This is a genomic window from Sphingomonas sp. 179-A 2A2 NHS (genome assembly GCF_045371305.1).
Lineage (GTDB): Bacteria > Pseudomonadota > Alphaproteobacteria > Sphingomonadales > Sphingomonadaceae > Sphingomonas.
Genome location: NZ_JBIQDE010000004.1, coordinates 476,771 through 498,211, shown reverse-complemented (window position 1 = coordinate 498,211; position 21,441 = coordinate 476,771). Strand labels below are relative to the sequence as shown.

Genomic DNA, 21,441 nt, shown 5'->3' with positions numbered 1-21,441 from the left:
TCCTCACTGGCGAGTACCTTTGGCCCAAGGACGCCGGCGCTTAGGGTGTCATTCCGCCCTCAGCCGGAACCGACCCCCTGAAGCTTGACGCCCTTCACGAGGAAGAGAGTGACCGGCGTTTTCGATTTGCGGAGTGCGTTGAGGAAGAGGTCCTGAAGCGAGCTTTGCTTGTCGGCCATACGTTGATGCCCTTCGTTCTTGGCGAGGTTTGCCCCGCGATGCGCCGGTGCCCGGCGTCGGGTTGCGGCCCTGTCGGCACGCTTCACGCAATGTAGGGACCGCGCACCCGCGGGTCCAGCCGCTCAATCGTCGCGAGTGTCGGTAATGCCAAGGAGCTTCAGCTTTCGATGCAGGGCAGATCGCTCCATGCCGATGAACGTCGCCGTACGGGAGATGTTGCCAGAGAAGCGACGGATCTGGACCTTCAGATACTCGCGTTCAAAGCTCTCCCGTGCCTCGCGCAGCGGCGCACCCATGATCGCATTGGTGCTGCCGCCGCCCGGCTGTTCGCCGAGCACCTCGACCGGCAGAAGGTCGATGTCGATCCGCCCAATACGGTCGCCCGGCGCGAGGATGATTGTCCGCTCAACCACGTTACGCAGCTGTCGGACGTTGCCCGGCCAATCGTAGGACTGAAGCGCGACCATCGCATCGGTGGCAACCTCGGGCGTTGGCACACGGCGTTCGGCTGCATAATGGGCGACGAAATGCTCCACCAGCGGCGGAATGTCCTCACGGCGCTCGGACAATGAGGGGATAAGCACCGGGACGACATTGAGACGGTAATAGAGATCCTCGCGGAAGCGGCCCTCCGCAATTTCCTGCGTCAAGTCTCGCGCGGTCGCGGAGACGACGCGCACATCGACCTTGACGATCCGGACGCCTCCCACACGGGTGAAGCTTTGATCCGTCAGCACGCGTAGGATGCGCCCCTGGGTCGTGATCGGCATGTCGGCGATCTCGTCCAGGAACAGCGTGCCGCCATGGGCTTGCTCGAGGAGACCGGGCCGAACGAGGTCGCCGCTCTCCTCGACGCCGAACAATTCCTCCTCGACACGTTCCGGCGTCATATTCGCGGCGCTGACGACCGTGAACGGCCCGTTGCTGCGCTGGCTCCAGCCGTGGAGCAGTCGAGCCGCGACCTCCTTGCCAACACCGGCCGGCCCAACGATCATCACGCGGCTGCCGGTCGCGGCGACGCGCTTCAGGGTCGCGCGGACGGCGTTGATCGCGCTGGAGTTGCCGGTCAGGTCGGTCTCGCGGCCAGCGGAAGCCCGCAGGCTTGCAACCTCTCGCCGGAGCCGCTCCGTCTCGGTAGCACGATCGACCATCAGCAGCAGGCGTTCTGCCTGGAACGGCTTTTCGATGAAGTCGGCCGCACCCTGCCGGATCGCAGCCACCGCGGTGTCGAGATTGCCGTGGCCCGAAATCACCAGCACCGGGATGGAAGGATCGCGGCGCTTGATCTCGGCGAGCAACTCCAGGCCATCGAGTCGAGAACCCTGAAGCCACACATCCAGCAGCACCAGGCTGGGGCGGCGTTCGGCGATCGCCGCCAGCGCCGTATCGCTGTCTGCGGCGGTGCGGGTTTCATATCCTTCGTCTTCCAGCACGCCGGAAACGAGTTCGCGGATGTCGAGTTCGTCATCGACGACGAGGATATCTAACGCCATGTCTAAGCCGTCCGGTTGCGGGTGAGAGCTGCAATCCCCCCGCCATCATTGTTGGTTTGATTATCGTCCTGCCCGTCGAGCTCGGCGAGCATGGCCGCGTCGAAAGAGATCGTCACCAGCGTCCCACCCTCGGGACGGTCGGCGAACGATATGGTTCCGAAATGTTCTTCCACGATCTTCTTGACGATGGCGAGGCCGAGCCCGGTACCCCGAGCGCGTGTCGTCATATAGGGTTCGACGATCCTGTCGCGTTCGACCGGCAGGCCGACGCCGTCATCAGCTACGGTGATCGTCACTCGGCCGGGTTCTTCGGAGATGGTCATCACCACCGAACCTTCGCCGCGCCCTGCCGCCTCGATTGCCTCGACCGCGTTCTTCACGATGTTGGTGAGCGCCTGCCCGATCTGGCGACGGTCGCACACCAGCGAGGGTCCAGGTTCGTCGTGCACGAGCTCGAACTGGATGCCCGAATGCGCAACCTCGTGCAGGAACATCGTCTGACGGGCGACGTCGACCAGCAATTCTTCGCGGAAGACGGGCTTAGGCATGCGCGCGAATGACGAGAACTCATCCACCATGCGGCGAAGATCGCCGACTTGGCGCACGATCGTTTCGGTCAGACGTCCGAAGGTTGTATCCCCCTCCTCCACCTTGCTGCCGTAGCGGCGCTGAAGACGTTCCGCGGCGAGCTGGATCGGCGTGAGCGGGTTCTTGATCTCGTGGGCGATGCGACGCGCGACATCGGCCCAGGCGGCGCGGCGCTGGTCGAGCAGTTGCTGCGTGATGTCGTCGAAGGTCAGGATCGGTCCGGCACCAGCGCGAGCGATGCGGACGGCGAGGGTCTTTGCTTCGCCGGCAGCGGTGATCTGAACGATCGCCTCGCGCGCCGCGCCATCGAGAAGCGCGTCCAGTTCGGGGGCGATCGTCGCGAGGGGCTTGCCGATCGGAGAGTCGGATACGCCCAGCAGCGTCTCCGCCGAGCTGTTTATCAGGCGGATCGTGCGATCCGGCGCGATCGAGACGACGCCGGCGGAGACACCGGACATCACGGCCTCGATCAACGCGCGCCGGCTTTCGAGCTGCGCGTTGGCGCTGACGAGGGCATTGTTCTGCTGCTCCAGCCGCTCGGTCATTCGGTTGAAGGCGTTAGCGAGTGTTCCAACCTCATCGCGTGATTTGGTTTCCGGCACGCGAGCCGAAAGGTCGCCGCCTTCCACCCTGCGCGCGGCGTCGACCAAGCCGCCGACGGGCCGCACCAGCCGATCCGCCACGGCAAGCGCAATCCAAACCGCGACACCCACCATCAGGAGCGACAATAGCAGGAGCGCTGCGTTGAACTGGATCTGCAGCGTGCGGGCGCGCACCAGCAGCGCCCGGTAATTCGCAAGCGCCGCCTCCGCGCGCCGCGTCTGCGTCGTCATCTCCTTGGGATCAGTGACCCGTGCGGCGTAAAGGAAGGTACGTGCCATGCCGGGAACGCGCGTGACCGTCTGGATACGGTCCCCGGTGACGGTCACCACGCTGCGCTGCCCACCCTTGACCAGGCGACCAACGGCGTCGGCCGACACCTGCCGGGCGAGGTCGAGATCGTAGGGGTTCACGAACGCCAGCGTCTGCAACTCGCCGCGCGGCGAGACCTGAAACAGCAAGGCTTCGGAAAGGCTGCGGAAGTAGGTCTGCTGGAATAGGAACGCGCCGAAGCGCGGATCGTCGATCGGGCGCTCTTCGAGCTCACGGGAAATGTCGGTCGCCATGGTGACCGTCGCTTCTTCCCAGCGCTGCAGGATCTGATTGTACGAGGTTCGCGTCAGCGTAGTTGCATTCTCGAACACGGCACGGGCGCGATCCGAGTACCAGAACTGGACGCCGTATTGGAACAGGAGTGACGCGGCGATGGTGACCAGTACCATCGGCACCGCCGCCAGCATCGAAAACAGCGCGACGAGGCGGACGTGAAGCCGCCCCTCGCCCCCCACCAGCGAATTGGCGGCGCGGCGCCGTGCAATCCGCCGGCCCAGCAGCATCATCAATGCTACGCCGGGCACCAGATTGGCGACGAGCAGCAGTGCGACGACGCCCGGTGAAATCAGCCCTTCCGCCCGGCCGCTGCTGGTGACGATGAAATAGGAGCCGACCGCGACGACAATCGCCAGCGTCAGGACGGCGACCTCCACCAATGGCGTGACGGTGAGGCGGCGCGCCGACATCGGGAGAACGGTGGCAGGTGCCGAGCCGGCAGTCATCGCAGCAACGCTACAACAAAGGTGTTGCAACGAAAACACATATTAACGGCGCTCACCGCAACTCCCGCTCGGACGGCCGCGACGACGGATCAATCCCGAGCGTATCCAGTCGCTTGCGAAGCGTATTGCGATTAAGCCCGATGGCCCGTGCGGCGCGCAGCTGATTGCCGCCATGGCGTGCCAGCATCGCCTCGATCAGCGGACGCTCCACTTCGGCGAGGAGGCGATCGTAGAGCGTGCCGTCGTCGAGAGCGGCTGGCTCAAGCCGGGCAAGTCGTTCCACATAACCGCGTACCGCCGCGTCGATCGCGATGTCCGCCGGTGCCGCGGCGGGAGCGCCGCCGTCGCCCAGCATGAGCGCGACCTCCCCGGCGGAGATGCGATCATCGCGCGACAACGCGGCGAGCCGACGCATGAGATTCTCAAGCTGGCGCACGTTGCCGGGCCAGTCATAGTGCTCGAGTACTTGGACGGCCTCGTCGTCGAGTGTCTTGCGCGGCAAGCCGGCCTCTGCGGCGCGATCGAGGAAATGCCGCGCAAGCATGGCGATATCGCCGCGGCGTTCACGCAGCGCCGGGAGCAGGATCGGCACGACATTCAGGCGGTAATAGAGATCCTCGCGAAACTGGCCGTTGGCGACGGTCTGCAACAGGTCACGATTGGTCGCAGCGACGATGCGCACGTCCGCACGGATGCTGCGAGCGCCGCCGACCGTGGTGAACTCACCCGACTGGAGGACGCGGAGCAGCCGGGTCTGGGCCTCGATCGGCATGTCGCCGATCTCGTCGAGGAAAAGCGTCCCGCCTGCCGCCTGTTCGAAGCGGCCGGCGGTGCGCTGGGCCGCCCCGGTGAAGGCGCCGCGCTCATGGCCGAACAGCTCCGCCTCGATCAACTCGCGCGGAATTGCGGCCATGTTGATCGCGACGAACGGGCCGGCGCGGCGCTGGCCGAGATCATGGATCGCGCGCGCCACCAGTTCCTTACCGGTCCCCGACTCGCCTGAAACCAGTACGGTGAGGTCGTTCGACAGCACCCGGGCGATGACGCGGTACACCTCCTGCATCGCTGGCGATCGTCCGATCAGCGGAAGGTTCTGATCCTCGTCCTCAGTGGTTGTTGGTGCCGCCTTCCCGCGCCGTTTCAACGCGGCGGCGACAGTGCGTGTCAGCGTTTCGAGATCGAACGGCTTGGGGAGGTAATCATAGGCACCTGCCTCGTTTGCTCGCACCGCGGTGGTGAGCGTATTGCGCGCCGAAAGCACGATGATCGGAAGGTCAGGCGCCTCGGTGGCGAAGCGGGCCGCAATGTCGATGCCGTCGCCGTCGGGCAGCACCACGTCGGTCAGCAGCACGTCAGGCAGGCCATTGCGGACCTCACGATCAAGCTCCGCGACGCTGCCGGCGGTGCGAACTTGATGGCCGGCACGGCGCAGGGCGTGGGCGACGACGGTGCGGATTGCTTCGTCGTCGTCGACGAGAAGAATGTTCCCCGCCATCATGATGCCCGCGGTAGGAGAATGCGGAACACCGTTTCGTTCGGTGTTCCCTCGCGAGAATATTGAACGATCCCGCCCATATCGCGGACGAGTTTGTCAACCAATGCGAGCCCGAGCCCCTTGCCTTCCGGCCGGCTGGAAACGAACGGATCGAACAGATGGTCGGCGATGTCTTCGGGGGCGCCGGGGCCCGTGTCTATCACGCAGATCTCGATGGGCAGCGGCAGACGCGGACGGCCGCCACTCTGCGCAACGGACATCCCGTGGCGGTAAGACGTGGTCAGCGTGATGCGTCGCTCACCGCGTGTACCGAGCGCAGTGGCAGCGTTCTTCATCAGGTTGAGCAGCACCTGCAGCAGCGCGTCACGGTTGGCGAGCGCGCGGGGTAAGGAGGGATCGAACCTTTCCTCAATCGTGATCCCGCGCGCGAAGCCGGCGAGTGCGGCGTCCCGAACGTGGGCGAGCAGCGGGTATATGTTGAGCGGTTCGACGGCGAGCGGGCGCGTGTCGGTGAAATCCTCCATTCGATCGATCAGCGCGGTGATACGGTCGACCTCGTCGATCACGAGCTTCGTCATCGACTGCGCGTCAACGCCATCGGCGATTAGCTGGGCAGCGCCGCGGATACTGGAGAGCGGGTTCTTGATCTCGTGCGCAAGCATCGCCGCCGCGCCGACGGCCGACCGCGCGGCGGCTGCCCGGTCGGCCGAGACGCCGAGCCGGCGCGAACTGGCGGCATTGTGGAGGGTGATGATCCGCCAACTGGGGTGATCAGGAAGCTCGACGGCGGCGAGATCGACTCGGATGCGCAGCCCACGAGAAGTTTCGAGCGCGAGGTCAAAGGCGGTGAACGCCCTTCCCTCACGCACGCTCGCCTCATCGGGCAGCGGGAGGATATCGCCCAGCGCTCGGCCACGCATCGCCCGTTCCGAGAGGTTCAGCAGAAGCTCGCATTCGGCGTTCGCGTGGGCAACACGGCCGTCGGAATCGACGACCATTACGGCCACGGGAAGCGCGGCGAACAGTTCGACGGGCTCGGGTGCCCGGCGCGTCAGCATCGGGCCGGAGCGGGCATCAGGCAGCGGCACGGGTGCGGTAAGGCGCGTAGAATTCCGCGAGCATCGAAAGCACGCGCTTGGCGTCCGGTTCCTGGTTCACCGCGTTGCGGAATTCGGCCGATCCATGGATGCCCTTGGTGTACCAGCCGATGTGCTTGCGGGCCATATTGACGCCCGTAAGCGTGCTATAATGGTCGAGCATCGCGTGATAATGTTCGACGATGGCGTGATATTGTTCATCAAGGGTCGGATCTGGTCGAGGGGTGCGGCCCGAAAGAGCGTCCATGACCTGCGCCAGCAGCCACGGGCGACCATAAGCGCCGCGGCCGATCATTACGCCATCCGCGCCCGACTGATCCAGGGCCTTTTCAGCATCGGCCACCGAGCAGATGTCGCCATTGACGATGACGGGGAGCGAGATCGCGTCCTTCACTTGGCGCACGAAGGCCCAGTCCGCGGAGCCCTTGTACATCTGGTTGCGGGTGCGGCCGTGGACGGTGATCATCTTCGCACCGAGATCCTCGGCGATGCGCGCGAGTTCCGGGGCGTTCAGGCTGTCGTGGCACCAGCCCATCCGCATCTTGACCGTGACGGGCGCCTTCACGGCCTTCACCACCGCGCCGATGATCGCGCCGGCGTTCTTGAGATCGCGCATCAGGGCGGAGCCGGCGTCGCCGCTCGTCACCTTGCGCACGGGGCAGCCCATGTTGATGTCGATGATCGCAGCGCCCTTGTCCTCGGCGAGCTTCGCGGCTTCGGCCATCTCGTAGGGCGTACAGCCTACGAGCTGCATCGAGACCGGTTCTTCGGATAGATGCCAGGCGGCCTTCTGGATCGACTGGCGCGTTTCGCGAATCGCGGCCTGGCTGGCGATCATCTCCGTCACGTTTAGGCCAGAGCCATAGCGGCGCACGAGCGTGCGGAACGGCTGGTCGGTGACGCCCGTCATCGGCGCCAGGACGACGGGTTCGTCGATACGGACCGGACCGATCTGAATGGGGGCGAGCGTGCGCATCAACGTGTCTGCCTGAAAAACGGGCAGGTAAGCGATGCCGGCGTGGCTGGCAAGGTGCGCCACGTCTCGCTAGGGGCGCGGGCATGACAACCGTCGCGATCATCGTCGCGGCCGGAAAGGGGGAACGCACCGGCAGTTCGGTGCCCAAGCAGTTCGCCCCCCTCGCTGGCCGCCCCATGCTCTGCTGGAGCCACGCCGCGCTTGCCGCCCACCCCGCGATCGACCGGGTGGTCGTGGTGATCGGCGAAGGACAGGACGCTCTGCTCGCTGAAGCGCTGCCGGGGGTGATCGGGGTATGCGGCGGCGCGACGCGGCGCGAATCGGTAGCGAGAGGGCTGGCGGCGATCGCGGGCGCCGATCGCGTGCTGATCCATGACGCGGCGCGCCCCTTCGTGACCGCGGCAGTGATTGACCGCCTGCTCGCGGCGCTCGACAGCCATGAAGGCGCCATTCCGACGCTGCCGGTCGCCGATACGCTGGTGGCGGCCGATGGCGCGAACGTGCCGCGCGCCGGCCTCGCGCGCGTGCAGACGCCGCAGGCGTTCAGCTTCGAGTCGATCGTGAAGGCCCACGCGGACTGGCAGGGCGACGAGCCGACCGATGACGCCCAGATGGTGCGGGCGCTTGGCGGATCGATCGCGCTGGTGCAGGGCGACGCCATGCTTGAGAAGGTGACCTTCGCGGAAGACTTCGCCGCCGCACAGGCGCGAATCGGCTGGGACACGCGCACCGCGACCGGCTTCGACGTCCATCGCCTGGAGGATGGCGAGGAATTGTGGTTGGGCGGGGTGAAGATCCCGCATCATCAGGGACTGAGCGGGCATAGCGACGCCGACGTCGCGCTTCACGCGCTGACCGATGCGCTGCTCGGCACGATCGCAGCCGGCGACATCGGCCAGCATTTTCCGCCCAGCGACCCGCAGTGGCGCGGCGCCGAATCGGGGCAGTTCCTGCAGCACGCCGCCTCGCTGATCGCAGCGCGCGGCGGAGAAATCAGCTTCATCGACGTGACGATCATCTGCGAAGCACCCAAGATCGGACCGCATCGCGGCACCATCCAGGCGCGCATCGCGGAACTTCTCGGCCTTTCGACCGATCGCGTCTCTGTGAAAGCAACCACGACAGAACGGCTGGGCTTCACCGGCCGTGGAGAGGGCATTGCCGCGCAGGCCGCAGCGACCGTGCGCGTGCCGGGGGTATCGCTGTGAAGCGCTGGCTTGCCGCACTGCTGCTGAGCGCGATGCCCACGACGGCTCTCGCGCAGACGCCGTGCCTGACAACGGCAGAGGCCGAGTCGATCACGTCGGTCGCGCTGCCGGATATCATCCGCGAGACGGGCCGCGTGTGTACCGCCCTTCCCGCTTCCAGCCTGGTGCGCCGCGCGTCGGGCGCTTTCCTCGCCCGTTACGAGGCTGAGGCGGATCGCGCATGGCCCGCCGCGCGCGCGGCGATCGCGAAGCTGAGCGATCCGCAGATCGCGATGCTGCTGCTTCAATCCGACTATGCCCGCCCGCTGATCACCTCGCTAATGGCGCCGCAGGTCGTCGGCCGTATCCAGCCGTCAGACTGCGGGACGATCGACCGGATCGTGACGCTTCTCGAGCCGCTGCCGGCGCGCAATGTCGCGGGGATCGTGGTGGCGAGCGTGCAGCACCTGAAGGCCGAGAAGGCACGCGGCAATGCCGTGGTCGCCGGCGTGCCGGACCTTCCCGTTTGCCCGGCGGCGCGGCGATGAGCGACAGCCTGCTCCCCCAGGAACTGATCGATGCCGCCCGCAAGGTGGTGGACGCGAACCGCGCAGCGGGGCGCCGGGTGGCGGTGGCGGAAAGCTGCACCGGCGGGCTGGTTGCGGCCGCGATCACCGAGATCGCCGGATCGTCCGACGTGCTTGAAGCGTCGATCGTCAGCTATTCCAACGAAGCCAAGCACGATCTGCTGAAGGTTTCCAACGATGTGCTCGAGACGTTCGGCGCGGTATCGATCGCGACGGCCTGGAGCATGGCCCAGGGTGCACTGGAGGTGAGCCACGCCGACGTCGCGGTCGCCATCACCGGTATCGCCGGGCCGGGAGGCGGCAGCGAGAAGAAGCCGGTTGGAACCGTGGTTTTCGCGCGCGCCGAGAAAGGCGGCGACCCGGCGGACGTCGTGGCCGATCGCAAGGCGTTCGGCGACCTTGGCCGCGCCGGGATCAGGCTTCAGGCAGCGCTGTGCGCGCTGGAGCTGCTGATGCCGCCGGAACCTTCCCCCGAAGGCGAGGCGTAAAGCACCCGTGCGCGTTCCTCGAACGCGCCGATCATCTTGCGCAGCGCCATGGTGAAGACCTGGCCGGCCAGCATCTCGAACATCCGGTTCTTGAACGCGAAGTCGACCGAGAAATCGACCAGGCAGCCATCGCCATCGGGGCGGAAGCGCCAGTCGTTGTGGAGATATTTGAGCGGGCCTTCGACATATTCGACGTTGATCGAATGTGGCCGATCCTTGCGCACGCGGGAGGTGAACGTCTCACGCAATCCCTTGAACCCGACGATCATGTCGGCGAGCGTTTCTTCCGGCGTATCCTTGCGCACGCGCATCGCGATGACCCAGGGGAGGAATTCCTGATAGGCCTTCACGTCGGCGACCAGATCGAACATCTGCTCCGCCGAATAGGGCATGCGCCGCGTTTCGCTATGCTTTGGCAAGCTGCGCCTCGCGAGCGGCCTTCATGCGGGCGAAATCGTCGCCAGCGTGATAGCTCGAGCGGGTAAGCGGCGAGGCTGCGACCAGCAGGAAGCCCTTGGCGCGCGCGATCGCGGCATAGGCATCGAACGCCTTGGGCGCGACGAAATCCATGACCTTCGCGTGGCGCGGGGTCGGCTGGAGATACTGGCCCATGGTGAGGAAATCGATGTCCGCCGAGCGCATGTCGTCCATCACCTGATGAACCTCAAGCCGCTCCTCGCCGAGACCGAGCATCACACCCGACTTGGTGAAGATCGACGGATCGTGCCGCTTCACACTCTCCAGAAGGCGGAGCGAGGCATAGTAACGCGCGCCCGGGCGGATCGTGGGATAGAGCCGGGGAACGGTTTCGAGATTGTGATTGTAGACGTCCGGCCGCGCCTCGACGATCGATTCGACCGCCGCCTGCGCCTTGTTGCGGAAATCGGGCGTCAGGATCTCGATCGTGGTGGACGGCGTGTTGCGGCGCAGCGCCTGGATCACCTTCACGAACTGCGACGCGCCGCCATCGGGCAGATCGTCACGATCGACCGAGGTGATGACGATATGTTCGAGGCCAAGCTCTGCCGCGGCCACCGCGACATGCTCCGGCTCCAGCGGATCGACCGCGCGCGGCATGCCCGTCTTCACGTTGCAGAAGGCGCAGGCCCGGGTGCAGGTGTCACCCAGGATCATCACCGTCGCATGCTTCTTCGTCCAGCATTCGCCGATGTTGGGACAAGCGGCTTCCTCGCAGACGGTGGCGAGGTTAAGTCGGCGCATCAGCTGCTTCGTCTCCGCGAAACCGACCGAGGTCGGCGCCTTGACGCGGATCCAATCAGGCTTGCGGCTGCGTTCTGGCCGGGCGAGCGGAGTCATCTCGTTCATTACGGCGCGAGATAGCGACTGCCCTCCCGCGAAACAACGCGATAAAGGAGCTCCGATGACCGTCTTCTCTGATCTCGTCGCCGGCTACGGCCGATTCCGTGAACATGGCTGGGCCGAAGAGCGCGAGCGCTGGGCCGAACTCGCCGAAGGGCAATCACCCAAGGTGATGGTGATCGCCTGTTCGGACAGCCGCACCGATCCGGCGACCGTGTTCGATACGTCACCGGGCGAGATATTCGTCGTGCGCAACGTCGCCAATCTGGTGCCGCCGTTCGAGCTGGGTGGCGGGCGGCACGGCGTGTCCGCGGCGCTGGAGTTCGCGGTTTCGCAGCTGAAGGTATCCGAAGTGGTGGTGATGGGTCACGGCATGTGCGGCGGCGTCCATGCCTCGCTGACCCATCGGTTCGATCATGCGCCGCCGGGCGAAGGCGGCTTCATCGCGCACTGGATCGATCTGCTGGACGAGGCGCGCGACCGGGTGGTGGCGGATCACGGCACGGGCGACGAAGGCGTGCGCGCCCTTGAGCTTGAGACGGTGCGGGTCAGCATCTCGAACCTGCGCACCTTCCCCTGCGTGCAGCAGGCCGAGGCGGCCGGCACGCTGAAGCTGCACGGCGCCTGGTTCTCGATCAAGGAAGGCGTGTTGTGGGTGATGGGCGAGGACGGCGTGTTCGCGCCCGCAGCCTGAAGACGGGTCCCCGCGGCGGCGGGATCAGGATGGGATCACCGCGTCCCACCGCCGCCTGCGGAGCACGAGCCAATAGTAGGCCGCGGCGATCGCGATCTGCACGATCGTGGCGATGATCGCTGGCCGCCCCTCGTCGAGATCGAACCATGTCGCCCAGGTGATCATCACCAGCGCGATGAGCGTGACGATCGGTGCGAGCGGATAAAGCGGCATCCGGTAGCGCGCGTGCGCGGTCTTGCCGCTGCGACGGCCGACGATGGCGGCGATCGCGATGCCGGCGTAGATGGCGATCAGCCCTGCCCCGCTCCACACCTCCAGCAGGCGGAGCGGCAGGAAGCACAGCAGCATGCCGACGCCGCCGACGAACAAGGTGCCGAGCCACGGGCTCTGCCAGCGCGGGTGGATCGCGAGCATCCAGCGATCGAACGGCCCGCCCCATGACCCGTCACGCGCCGTGCTGTAGAAGAAGCGGGCGCAGGCGAGCACCCAGGCGATGATCGCGTTGACGATCGCGAGCGCGACGCCGAACGCGATAAGCTGCCCGGCGCGCTCCCCGCCGACGCGGGTGGCGAGTTCGCCGAACGGGTTGGGCGACGCGAGCAGCGACGGCAGATCGACCGCCCCGGCCAGCGCGGCGACGAGCGGCACGCCTTCCAGCAGCAGCGTCCAGACCAGGGCCCACATGATCGAACGGGCGATCCGGTTCGGTGCCTCGTGCATCTCCTCGCCGAAATACACCGCGGCGCCATAGCCGTTGAAGGCGAAGATCGCGATCGAGGCGGCGACACCGATCGAGGTGAGCGAGGCGGGCACCAGCGCCCCGCCCTGCTCAACGAGGGGCGCGGTGAGAAACGTCAACGGGTTATGGCGGATATCTACCAGGCCGTAGGCGGTGACGGCGAACAGCGCGGCGACTTCGACCAGCAGGAAGAGGCCGGTGACGAGCGCATTCACCTTGATGTTGAGCAGGCCGATCAAGGTGCACGCGCCGACCACGACGATCGCAGTCGGCACTTGCGGCACGGAGGGGATGACGCCGGCCAGCACCTCGCGGATGCCGAGCCCAGCGACCGGAAGAAAGATGAGGTTGTTGAAGATGTTGATGCCTAGCATCACGAAGCCCGCCATCGGCCCCAACATCTGCGCCACCATGACATATTCCCCGCCCGCGACTGGCCAGGCGGAGGAGAGCTCGGCGTAGATGTAGGCGGTAGCGACGCACACGACGGCGGCGATGAGCGTCGCCCAGATCGCACCGGTGCCGGCCACCTGGAGCATGCCCGGGACAATCACGAACACCGACGAGGCGGGGGTGGTGACCGACAGCGTCAGGAACAGCACACCAGCGACACCGAGGCTGCGCGCGAGCGGCGTCGGCGACGCCAGTTGCATCTGATCCTCGAGCATCGCGACCCCTTACCCCGGTGGGCCTGATGACATGGTTAATCAGCGCTCGCCAGCGGGTGTTTCAGTCGCTTCGAGCGGCGGCGGGTCAGACGACGGGGATTGCGCCGCAGATGGTGGTGAGGAGCTTCGTCAGGCGCGCTTCGACGCCGCGGTCCTCGGCGTGGTTGGCGACGAGCGCCGGGAGCATCTCCGGCGATTCGGTGCCCGCAAGCGCAAGGGCGGTCTGGGTGGATACGATCTCCGCCGCCTTGGCCTTGCGCAGCGCGCCGATCAGCGCGCAGTCGAGGATGTCGCCCGGCTGGTGGCTTTGCGCATCGCGATCGGCATCGTCGAGGATGCCGGCCATCCAGAGGTTCGGCGGGCCGCCCGAGAGATCGGCCACGCCATCCAGCCGCACGGCATGGCGCCGCGCATTGGCCCGGTCCCGCTCGATCACATCGCGCAGGTTCGGATCGGCGGCCACGTCCGCAAGGGGCAGCAGCCGGTCGATCAGCAACTGCTTGCCGGCGCGAAGATCCTGAAGCGCGACGTGAAGCAAGGCGGCGCGCGATGCTGTAAGCGACATAGGTCGTTTAGCGCATGCGACGCCGCCGAGTTCCAGCGAAAGATCAGCCCGCGTCTGGGGCGACCGCCTTCGTCACGTCCTTGGGCTGCTCCGCCGTCACGCGAATATTGAGCTCGCGCAGTTGCTTGGCGGTGGCGAAGTTGGGCGCGCCCATCATCAGATCCTCCGCCTTCTGCGTCATCGGGAAAACGATGACTTCGCGGATGTTCGGCTCGTCGGCGAGCAGCATGACGATACGGTCGATGCCGGGCGCGGAGCCGCCGTGCGGGGGCGCGCCATATTTGAACGCGTTGATCATGCCCGCAAAGTCTGTGTCGACATCGGCCTGCGAATAGCCGGCAATCTCGAACGCCTTGTACATGATCTCCGGACGATGATTCCGGATCGCGCCCGACGACAGCTCGATGCCGTTGCAGACGATGTCATACTGATAGGCGAGGATGTCGAGCGGATCCTTGGTCTCCAGCGCCTCCAGCTCGCCCTGCGGCATCGAGAAGGGATTGTGGCTGAAGTCGATCTTCTTCGCTTCCTCGTCATACTCGAACATCGGGAAGTCGACGATCCAGCAGAATTCGAAGCGGCTCTTGTCGATGAGGTCGAGCTGCTCGGCGACGCGGGTGCGCGCGAGGCCGGCGAGCTTCGCTGCCTGCGCTTCCTTGCCGGCGGCGAAGAAGAGACCGTCGTCCGGGCCGAGGCCAAGTGCATCGGCGAGCGCGTTCATCTTCTCTTCGCCGTGGTTCTTGGCGATCGGGCCACCCCATTCGCCGCCCTTGCGCGTGGCATAGCCAAGGCCCGGGAAGCCTTCGCCCTGTGCCCAGCTGTTCATATCGTCGAAGAACTTGCGGCTCTTGTCGGCCGTGTTCGGCGCGGGAATGGCGCGTACCACGTCGCCAGCGTCAACGATCGAGGCGAAGCGGCCGAAGCCTGAGCCGACGAAGTGGCTCGACACGTCAGAGATGATGAGCGGATTGCGTAGATCGGGCTTGTCGTTGCCGTATTTCAGCATCGATTCGCGGTACGGGATGCGCTTGAACGGCAGCGGGCTGACGGTGCGGCCCTTGCCCTGCCAGTTGGCGAATTCCTCGAACACGCCGTGCAGCACCGGCTCGATCGCGGCGAAGACATCGTCCTGCGTGACGTAGCTCATCTCGAAATCGAGCTGGTAGAACTCGCCGGGCGAGCGGTCGGCGCGGGCATCCTCGTCACGGAAGCAGGGCGCGATCTGGAAATAGCGATCGAAGCCGGCGACCATCAGCAGCTGCTTGAACATCTGCGGCGCCTGCGGGAGCGCGTAGAACTTGCCCGGGTGGACGCGGCTGGGGACAAGATAGTCGCGCGCGCCTTCCGGCGACGATGCGGTCAGGATCGGCGTCTGGAATTCGGTGAAGCCCTGATCGACCATGCGGCGCCGGATCGAGGCGATGACGCTGGAGCGCAGCATGATGTTCGCGTGCAGCTTCTCACGGCGCAGATCGAGGAAGCGGTAGCGAAGGCGAATGTCCTCCGGATATTCCTGCTCGCCGGCGACCGGCATCGGCAGTTCCTGCGCGTGGCTCTGCACCGTTGCCGCGCGGGCGAATACCTCGATCTCGCCAGTGGCGAGGTTCGGGTTCACCGTCCCCTCGGCGCGCGCCTTCACCACGCCGTCAATCGTGACGACCGACTCGACACGCAGCGCCTCCAGCGTCGGCAGCGCCGGCGAGTCGCTGTCGGCGACGATCTGGGTGATGCCGTAATGATCGCGAAGGTCGACGAAGAGCACACCGCCATGGTCACGCTTGCGGTGAACCCACCCCGAAAGGCGAACGTCTTGGCCGACATTGTCGGCATCAAGCTGGGCGCAGGTGTGCGTACGATAGGCGTGCATGGCCGCGGTCTCTAATTACCATTGGAAAGGCCGCGCCCCTCCCCTTCCATCCCCTCTTTGTCAACCCGCGCGCGTGGAGCTATGGGGCGCCGCTTATGCATGTTCACCCCCTCATCACCGATAGCGCGACGCTCGCCAATCTCTGCGCCCGCCTGGCCGACGCTCCATTTGTCTGCGTCGACACGGAATTCATGCGCGAGAACACCTACTGGCCCGAGCTCTGCCTGATCCAGATCGCCGATACCGAAGAAGCCGCAGCGATCGATCCGATGGCCCCGGGATTGGACCTGCAGCCGCTGCTCGACCTGCTCGTCAACAATGACGAGGTGCTGAAGGTCTTCCATGCCGGCGGGCAGGATCTTGAGATCATCTACAATCTGACGGGCAAGACGCCGCACCCGCTGTTCGACACGCAGGTGGCGGCAATGGCGCTCGGCCAGGGGGAACAGATCGGCTATTCGAACCTGGTCGACAGCTGGCTTGGCATCACCATCGACAAGGGCGCGCGGTTCACCGACTGGTCGCGCCGGCCGCTGGACCAGCGGCAGGTGGATTATGCGATCGGCGACGTGACGCACCTGTCCAAGATCTTCCCGCGGATGCTGGAGCGGTTGAAGAATACGGGCCGCGGCGCCTGGCTGGACCAGGAAATGGAGCGACTGGGCGATCCGTCCAACTATGCCAACGATCCCGACCTCGCGTGGAAGCGCGTGCGCATTTCGGGGCGGCGGGCGGACGTGCTCGGCCGGCTGAAGGCGATCGCCCGATGGCGCGAGCTCGAAGCGCGCTCGAAGGATCTGCCGCGCGGCCGCATCGTGAAGGACGAGACGATCGCGGAGCTCGCAGGCCATCCGCCGCGCAAGCAGGCCGATCTGGTGAAGGTGCGCGGGCTATCCGCCACCTGGGGATCGAACGATATCGGCAAAAGGCTGATGGCGGCGATCGAGGGCGCCGAGCCGCTGCCGGCCGACGAGATGCCGCCGCGCGAGGACCGGAAGCCCGGCCTGGGCAAGGACGGCGCGCTCGTCGCCGACCTGCTGAAGCTGCTGCTGAAGATCCGTGCGCGCGACATCGACGTTGCCTCCCGCCTGCTGGCCCGCAGCGAGGAACTGGAGGCGCTGGCCGCGGGGCAGCGGGAACATCTCGCAATCCTGACCGGTTGGCGGTTCGACCAGTTCGGGCGCGACGCGCTGGATCTGGTGGAGGGACGGCTTGGCTTCGCGGTGGTCGACGGCAAGCTGAAGATGACGCGCACGGGAGCGGCAGAATGAAGACGGTCGGTATTGCCTTGATGATGGCCTCGGCGACCAGTGCCGTTGCCGCCTGCGCGACCATCGATGCGAAGCCGGCGGCGAGCACGCCGGCAGCAGGCTGCGACGCGGCAGCAGTGCAGGACCTGATCGGCAAACCGCTGGAAGCGAGCCGTGCGGACGCCATGCGGCGCGCCGGGGCAGCGACGGTGCGCGCCTATGTCAGCGGATCACCGGTGACGATGGACTATCGCCATGACCGGCTGAACATCGAGACCGACGAGGCCGGCACAATCGTGAAGCTTTCCTGCGGCTGATCCGCCCGGCGGCGGCCGGTCAGGCGGGCTGAACGTCCCGCGTCACCGTCGGCAGCCCCATAGCGTTGCTGAGCGCACGAAGGCGCTTTTCAACCGACTCGCCGCCGAGCGCGCGATCAGCCCCGCGCCACTGAAACTCGATCACGCCGCCACGCACGCCGATGCCGGTGCGCTCAAGCGGGCCAGCGAGCCCGCCTGACAGGCGCTGCGCAAGGCGGATGGCGAGGCCCCAGGCCGTGGCGCGGGCGAGCTCCCCGGGGCTCGCAAGCGCGGTGATCACGCGATTGTACGGCGGATTGCCGCCAAGGCTGGCGGCGAGCGCGGCAGCCACCATCGCGCGGCCGCGTGCGTCGATTCCCACCCAATTGCCGTGAAGCGCGGTCTCGATGCCGAGCTCGACGCGAAACTCCGGGTTGGCGCGCCAGCTGGTGTCGGCGAGCAGGCACGCCACCTGCCGCAAGCGGCGGTCGCGCGGCGCATCATCTTCGAACAAGGGCGCGATCCAGCGATCGATCAGGTCGCCGTGTTCAGGGAAGCGACCGAGCCGTCGGCCCTCGTCCCGCGCGGCGACGATCAGGGGATCAAGCCGCGCCTGCGCCGGCGTCAGGCGCTGGTGGAGCAGGCCCTCACGCAAGCCGAACGCGGAAACAATCGTGTCGCTGGATCCCAGAACTGGCAGCACGGCGGCGAGAACGTCCGTCGCTGCGGAGAGCGTTGCAGCGCGGCCGCCCGAGAGGTTCGGCACCGCCTTCAGCCATGCCCGGTCAACGGCGGCAAGCTTGCGGCGGAGCAACTGGATGCGATCCGCCGACATGCGATATTCATGCAGGATCGGCAGCGGATAGCGGCGGTCATGGATGTCCACTCGGGCCAGCGAGCGCCAGGAGCCACCTACGAGGTAGAGCGGTCGGCCGGTCCCCGCCCCCTGCCAGCCGGCCTCTGCCAGGATCCTTGCCACGCGGCGGTCGAAGCCCGGCTTGGCGCGAAGCTCCGCGAGACGGAGCACGCCGAGCGGAAAGGACGAATGAGCGCGGATTGCCCCGCCTGACACGCGGACGAGTTCAAGACTGCCGCCGCCGAGATCGCCGACGACGCCGTCAGCATCCGGAATGGCGGAAAGAACGCCGTGGCCAGCGGCGTGCGCCTCCTCTTCACCGGAGAGCAATTCGACCGCGAGCCCAAGATCGTTGGCGCGCGCGATGAGCGCGTCGCCGTTGGACGCATCCCGCACCGCCGCGGTGGCGACGGTGCGGACGGTGTCACATGCCATTTCTCGCGCCAGCGCCGCGAAGCGGGCAAGGGCAGCGGTAGCTAACGCCAGCGAAGGCTCGTCGATGGCGCCGGTCTGCGCGAGGCTGCGCCCGAGGCCGGCCAGGACCTTTTCGTTGAACAGGATCGCCGGAAGCCGGACCGGCCCCTGATAGACGACCAGGCGGATCGAATTGGACCCGATGTCGATGATGGCGGTGCGCGTGCCGTCCACCGATCAACCCTGACGCAGCGACAGGGTGGGCACCTCGCCGCCTTCGGCCAGCGCGGCACCGCGACCGGACAGCGACGGGTTGGTCATGAAATATCGATGCAGATTGAATGGCTTGTCGCCGGGAGCTGTGCGCGTGTAGCTGCCATCGGCGTGAAGCTCCCAGCTTTGTTCATTGTCGATGAGGTTCGCGACCATGACCTGATCGAGCACCTGATCGTGGACCGTCTGGTTATCGATCGGCAGCATATATTCGACCCGGCGATCGAAGTTGCGCGGCATCCAGTCGGCGGATGAAATGTACACGTGCGCGCCATCGTTGGGCAGCCGCGCGCCATTGCCGAAGACCGAGATGCGGCTGTGCTCCAGGAAGCGGCCGACGATCGATTTGACGCGGATATTGTCCGATAGTCCCGGAAGGCGAGGACGAAGGCAGCAGATGCCGCGGACGATAAGCTCGATCTGGACCCCCGCGCTGCTTGCTTCGTAGAGCTTGTCGATAATCGCCGGGTCGACGAGGCTGTTCATCTTCGCCCAGATGACCGCCGGCCGACCGGCCTGTGCGTGCGCGATCTCGGCGTCGATCTCTTCCAGCAGCCGCGTGCGTAGCGACCGGGGGGAGAGAACGACCCGTTCCATGTCCTCCGGCTCGACATAGCCGGTGATGTAGTTGAACATCCGCGCCGCATCACGCCCGATCGCAGGATTGGCGGTGAAGAAGCTGAGATCGGTATAAATTTTAGCGGTGACCGGGTGATAATTGCCGGTGCCGAAGTGGCAGTAGGTGCGGAACTGGCCGGCCTCGCGCCGGACCACCATGGACACCTTGGCGTGCGTCTTCCAGTCGATGAAGCCGTAGACGACCTGCACCCCTGCCCGCTCCAGCGCCGAGGCCCAGAGAAGGTTCTGTTCCTCGTCGAAGCGCGCCTTCAGCTCGACCACGGCGGTCACCGACTTGCCCGCCTCGGCGGCCTGGATCAGCGCGTTGATGACAGCGGACTGCTTGCCGGCGCGATACAGCGTCTGCTTGATCGCAACGACATCGGGATCGTTGGCGGCCTGCTTCAGGAAGGCGAGAACGACGTCGAACGTCTCGTACGGGTGATGGACGATGATGTCCTTGGCTCGAATCGCAGCGAAGCAATCGCCGCTAAACTCCCGGATACGTTCGGGAAAACGCGGGACGAAGGGAACGAACTTCAAGTCCGGCCGGTCTTCCTCGACGATCTGCTCGAGATCGCCGATCCCGAGGAACGAGCCGGATTCGCTGACGAGCGCGCTTTCGCCCAGTTCTTCCCGGAGCACCGTGGAGAGCGATTCCGGCATGCCGGTCTCAAGCTCCAGCCGGATCACGCGGCCGCGGCGGCGGCGCTTGATCGCATTGGCGAAGTAGCGGACGAGATCCTCCGCCTCCTCCTCAAGCTCGATGTCGCTATCTCGCAGGACGCGGAACTCGGCCGCGCCCTCGACGCGGTAGCCGGGGAAGAGCATCGGCGAGAAACGCTTGATGATCGATTCGACCGCGACATAGCGCGCCTCGTCTCCCGGAATGCGGATGAAGCGCTGCATCCCGCTTGGCACCATGACGAGCTCACGAATCGGCTCCTCGTCCGAGATGCGGACGAGGTCGAACATCACGGCCAGCCCCTTGTTGGGGAGGAACGGGAACGGGTGCGCGGGATCGAGTGCCTGCGGCGTCAAGACGGGGAAAAGCTGCTCGCGGAAATGGGTCTGCAGCCAGGCGATCTCCTCCGGCGACAGTGCAGCGTCGATCTTGCTGGAGCCGAGCACATGGATGCCGGCATCGGCCAGCGCATGGCGGATGTCGCGCCAGACATTTTCCTGGCTTGCGAGCAGGTCGTCGGCCTCGGTAGTGATCGGTGCGAGCTGCTGGGATGGTGTCAGGCCATCGGCAGAACGCGCCTCAACCTCCTGCAGTTGCTGGCCTTTCAAGCCGGCAACACGCACCATGAAGAACTCGTCCAGGTTGGAGCCGGAGATGGACAGGAAGCGCAGTCGCTCGAGCAGCGGATGGGCAGGATTGCACGCTTCCTCCAGCACGCGGCGATTGAACGCGAGCCACGACAGCTCGCGGTTGAAATAGCGGTCGGTCGAGCGTTCCTCGAACGGATCGTCATCAGCATCCAGGCGGACCTGGCGGACGGATCGGGTCATTGTGCCTCCGGCGGTTGCGGGATCAACGCCGCAGCCGCCAGCGTGGTCCGTGCCAGAGGGATGGTGAGTCGTTTTCTGCTCTCCATCGCCTCCTGATCGAGCGCATCCACGGTTCTTATGACAGCCAGATGACTCCGTTCGATCCGGGCCACCAGCCATTCGATGAGGTCCGGCCGCGCGTCGAGGCCGCGCTGCGCGAACTTACGCTCGAGAAGCGCGTGCATCAGCGCGTCGTCCGGGGCGCCGATCTCAGCAACCGGCGTAGCCCCCAGTCGGGAGCGAAGATCCGGGAGCGTGATAGACCAATCGGGCGGCGCCCGATCGGCGACGATCAGCAGCGGACGACGATCGGCCTGGGCGCGGTTCCAGGCGTGAAACAGCTCCTCCTCGTCCCGCGCCTGACCATCGTCGATGATCGCGCCGCCGCTCTTCGCCGCAAAGATGCGCGCGAGCAGGCTGCGGCCGGACTTTCGCGGACCGACGAGAAGCGCCGTGCGCACCGGCCACGTTGCCCAGTGATCGAGCACCTGTGCGGCGCGGGCGTTGGACGGCGTGACCAGAAACTCGTCGTCGCGCGGATCAGCCGGCCAGGCCAGCGGAAGCGCGATCTGGCTCATTCC

Annotated in this window: 19 protein-coding genes and 1 pseudogene; 6 read left to right on the top strand and 14 right to left on the bottom strand. The window is 66.1% G+C overall.

Features of this window, described 5'->3' with window-relative positions; genetic code table 11:
• Positions 1-71 precede the first annotated feature (71 nt).
• The 6 genes and pseudogenes from ACH0AE_RS11910 to dusB form a co-directional block, all read right to left on the bottom strand.
• Positions 72-179: pseudogene (locus tag ACH0AE_RS11910) on the bottom strand (RNA chaperone Hfq); the annotation flags it as partial.
• A 123-nt stretch (positions 180-302) separates the two neighbouring features.
• Positions 303-1,673, bottom strand: coding sequence for a sigma-54 dependent transcriptional regulator (locus ACH0AE_RS11905; RefSeq protein WP_294441512.1), 1,371 nt, complete (start codon positions 1,671-1,673; stop codon positions 303-305).
• A 2-nt stretch (positions 1,674-1,675) separates the two neighbouring features.
• A complete protein-coding gene (locus tag ACH0AE_RS11900; protein ID WP_294441513.1) occupies positions 1,676-3,916 on the bottom strand; it encodes an ATP-binding protein in 2,241 nt (746 codons plus the stop codon).
• A 52-nt stretch (positions 3,917-3,968) separates the two neighbouring features.
• Positions 3,969-5,414: a nitrogen regulation protein NR(I) gene (gene ntrC / locus ACH0AE_RS11895; RefSeq protein WP_294441514.1), complete on the bottom strand. Its 1,446-nt coding sequence runs from the start codon at positions 5,412-5,414 to the stop codon at positions 3,969-3,971.
• Positions 5,411-6,469, bottom strand: coding sequence for a nitrogen regulation protein NR(II) (locus tag ACH0AE_RS11890; RefSeq protein WP_294441628.1), 1,059 nt, complete (start codon positions 6,467-6,469; stop codon positions 5,411-5,413). The genes ntrC and ACH0AE_RS11890 overlap by 4 nt, the downstream gene beginning before the upstream one ends.
• Positions 6,470-6,485: 16 nt before the next feature.
• Positions 6,486-7,484 carry a tRNA dihydrouridine synthase DusB gene (gene dusB / locus ACH0AE_RS11885; protein WP_294441629.1) on the bottom strand — a complete coding sequence of 333 codons (999 nt, stop codon included), beginning with the start codon at positions 7,482-7,484 and terminating at the stop codon, positions 6,486-6,488.
• A gap of 83 nt (positions 7,485-7,567) precedes the next feature.
• Between dusB and ACH0AE_RS11880 the strand changes: the two genes are divergently transcribed.
• The 3 genes from ACH0AE_RS11880 to ACH0AE_RS11870 are packed head-to-tail and all read left to right on the top strand — an operon-like array spanning position 7,568 to position 9,746.
• Positions 7,568-8,692, top strand: a complete 1,125-nt coding sequence (locus tag ACH0AE_RS11880) for a bifunctional 2-C-methyl-D-erythritol 4-phosphate cytidylyltransferase/2-C-methyl-D-erythritol 2,4-cyclodiphosphate synthase (protein WP_294441515.1) — start codon at positions 7,568-7,570, stop codon at positions 8,690-8,692.
• Complete coding sequence (locus ACH0AE_RS11875) at positions 8,689-9,219, top strand: hypothetical protein (RefSeq protein WP_294441517.1); 531 nt, start codon at positions 8,689-8,691, stop codon at positions 9,217-9,219. Before ACH0AE_RS11880 ends, ACH0AE_RS11875 begins: the two co-directional genes overlap by 4 nt.
• Positions 9,216-9,746 (top strand): CinA family protein, encoded by a 531-nt coding sequence (locus ACH0AE_RS11870; RefSeq protein WP_294441519.1) that lies wholly within the window; start codon positions 9,216-9,218, stop codon positions 9,744-9,746. Before ACH0AE_RS11875 ends, ACH0AE_RS11870 begins: the two co-directional genes overlap by 4 nt.
• Here the strand turns inward: ACH0AE_RS11870 and ACH0AE_RS11865 are convergent.
• Positions 9,680-10,165, bottom strand: coding sequence for a type II toxin-antitoxin system RatA family toxin (locus tag ACH0AE_RS11865; protein WP_294441520.1), 486 nt, complete (start codon positions 10,163-10,165; stop codon positions 9,680-9,682). The genes ACH0AE_RS11870 and ACH0AE_RS11865 overlap by 67 nt on opposite strands.
• Complete coding sequence (gene lipA, locus ACH0AE_RS11860) at positions 10,152-11,072, bottom strand: lipoyl synthase (RefSeq protein ID WP_294441521.1); 921 nt, start codon at positions 11,070-11,072, stop codon at positions 10,152-10,154. Before lipA ends, ACH0AE_RS11865 begins: the two co-directional genes overlap by 14 nt.
• 55 nt (positions 11,073-11,127) lie before the next feature.
• Here lipA and ACH0AE_RS11855 point away from each other — a divergent pair, with 55 nt between their 5' ends.
• A complete protein-coding gene (locus ACH0AE_RS11855; protein WP_294441522.1) occupies positions 11,128-11,760 on the top strand; it encodes a carbonic anhydrase in 633 nt (210 codons plus the stop codon).
• 24 nt (positions 11,761-11,784) lie between these two features.
• Here the strand turns inward: ACH0AE_RS11855 and ACH0AE_RS11850 are convergent, their stop codons facing one another.
• The 3 genes from ACH0AE_RS11850 to aspS form a co-directional block, all read right to left on the bottom strand.
• Positions 11,785-13,167, bottom strand: a complete 1,383-nt coding sequence (locus ACH0AE_RS11850; protein WP_406875757.1) for an APC family permease — start codon at positions 13,165-13,167, stop codon at positions 11,785-11,787.
• A gap of 85 nt (positions 13,168-13,252) precedes the next feature.
• Positions 13,253-13,732 (bottom strand): DUF892 family protein, encoded by a 480-nt coding sequence (locus ACH0AE_RS11845; protein ID WP_294441524.1) that lies wholly within the window; start codon positions 13,730-13,732, stop codon positions 13,253-13,255.
• Between the two features lie 43 nt (positions 13,733-13,775).
• Positions 13,776-15,599: an aspartate--tRNA ligase gene (gene aspS / locus ACH0AE_RS11840; protein ID WP_294441525.1), complete on the bottom strand. Its 1,824-nt coding sequence runs from the start codon at positions 15,597-15,599 to the stop codon at positions 13,776-13,778.
• Positions 15,600-15,694: 95 nt separating this feature from the next.
• Between aspS and rnd the strand changes: the two genes are divergently transcribed.
• Positions 15,695-16,870 (top strand): ribonuclease D, encoded by a 1,176-nt coding sequence (rnd, locus tag ACH0AE_RS11835; RefSeq protein WP_294441526.1) that lies wholly within the window; start codon positions 15,695-15,697, stop codon positions 16,868-16,870.
• Entirely contained in the window at positions 16,867-17,166 is a 300-nt protein-coding gene (locus ACH0AE_RS11830; RefSeq protein WP_294441527.1) for an I78 family peptidase inhibitor, read from the top strand. Before rnd ends, ACH0AE_RS11830 begins: the two co-directional genes overlap by 4 nt.
• Before the next feature lie 19 nt (positions 17,167-17,185).
• Here ACH0AE_RS11830 and ACH0AE_RS11825 read toward each other — a convergent pair whose 3' ends face one another.
• The 3 genes from ACH0AE_RS11825 to ACH0AE_RS11815 are packed head-to-tail and all read right to left on the bottom strand — an operon-like array spanning position 17,186 to position 21,438.
• Entirely contained in the window at positions 17,186-18,649 is a 1,464-nt protein-coding gene (locus ACH0AE_RS11825; protein ID WP_294441528.1) for a Ppx/GppA family phosphatase, read from the bottom strand.
• Positions 18,650-18,652: 3 nt separating this feature from the next.
• A complete protein-coding gene (locus tag ACH0AE_RS11820) occupies positions 18,653-20,821 on the bottom strand; it encodes an RNA degradosome polyphosphate kinase (RefSeq protein ID WP_294441529.1) in 2,169 nt (722 codons plus the stop codon).
• Positions 20,818-21,438 (bottom strand): HdaA/DnaA family protein, encoded by a 621-nt coding sequence (locus ACH0AE_RS11815; protein ID WP_406875756.1) that lies wholly within the window; start codon positions 21,436-21,438, stop codon positions 20,818-20,820. Before ACH0AE_RS11815 ends, ACH0AE_RS11820 begins: the two co-directional genes overlap by 4 nt.
• Between the last annotated feature and the right edge of the window lie 3 nt (positions 21,439-21,441).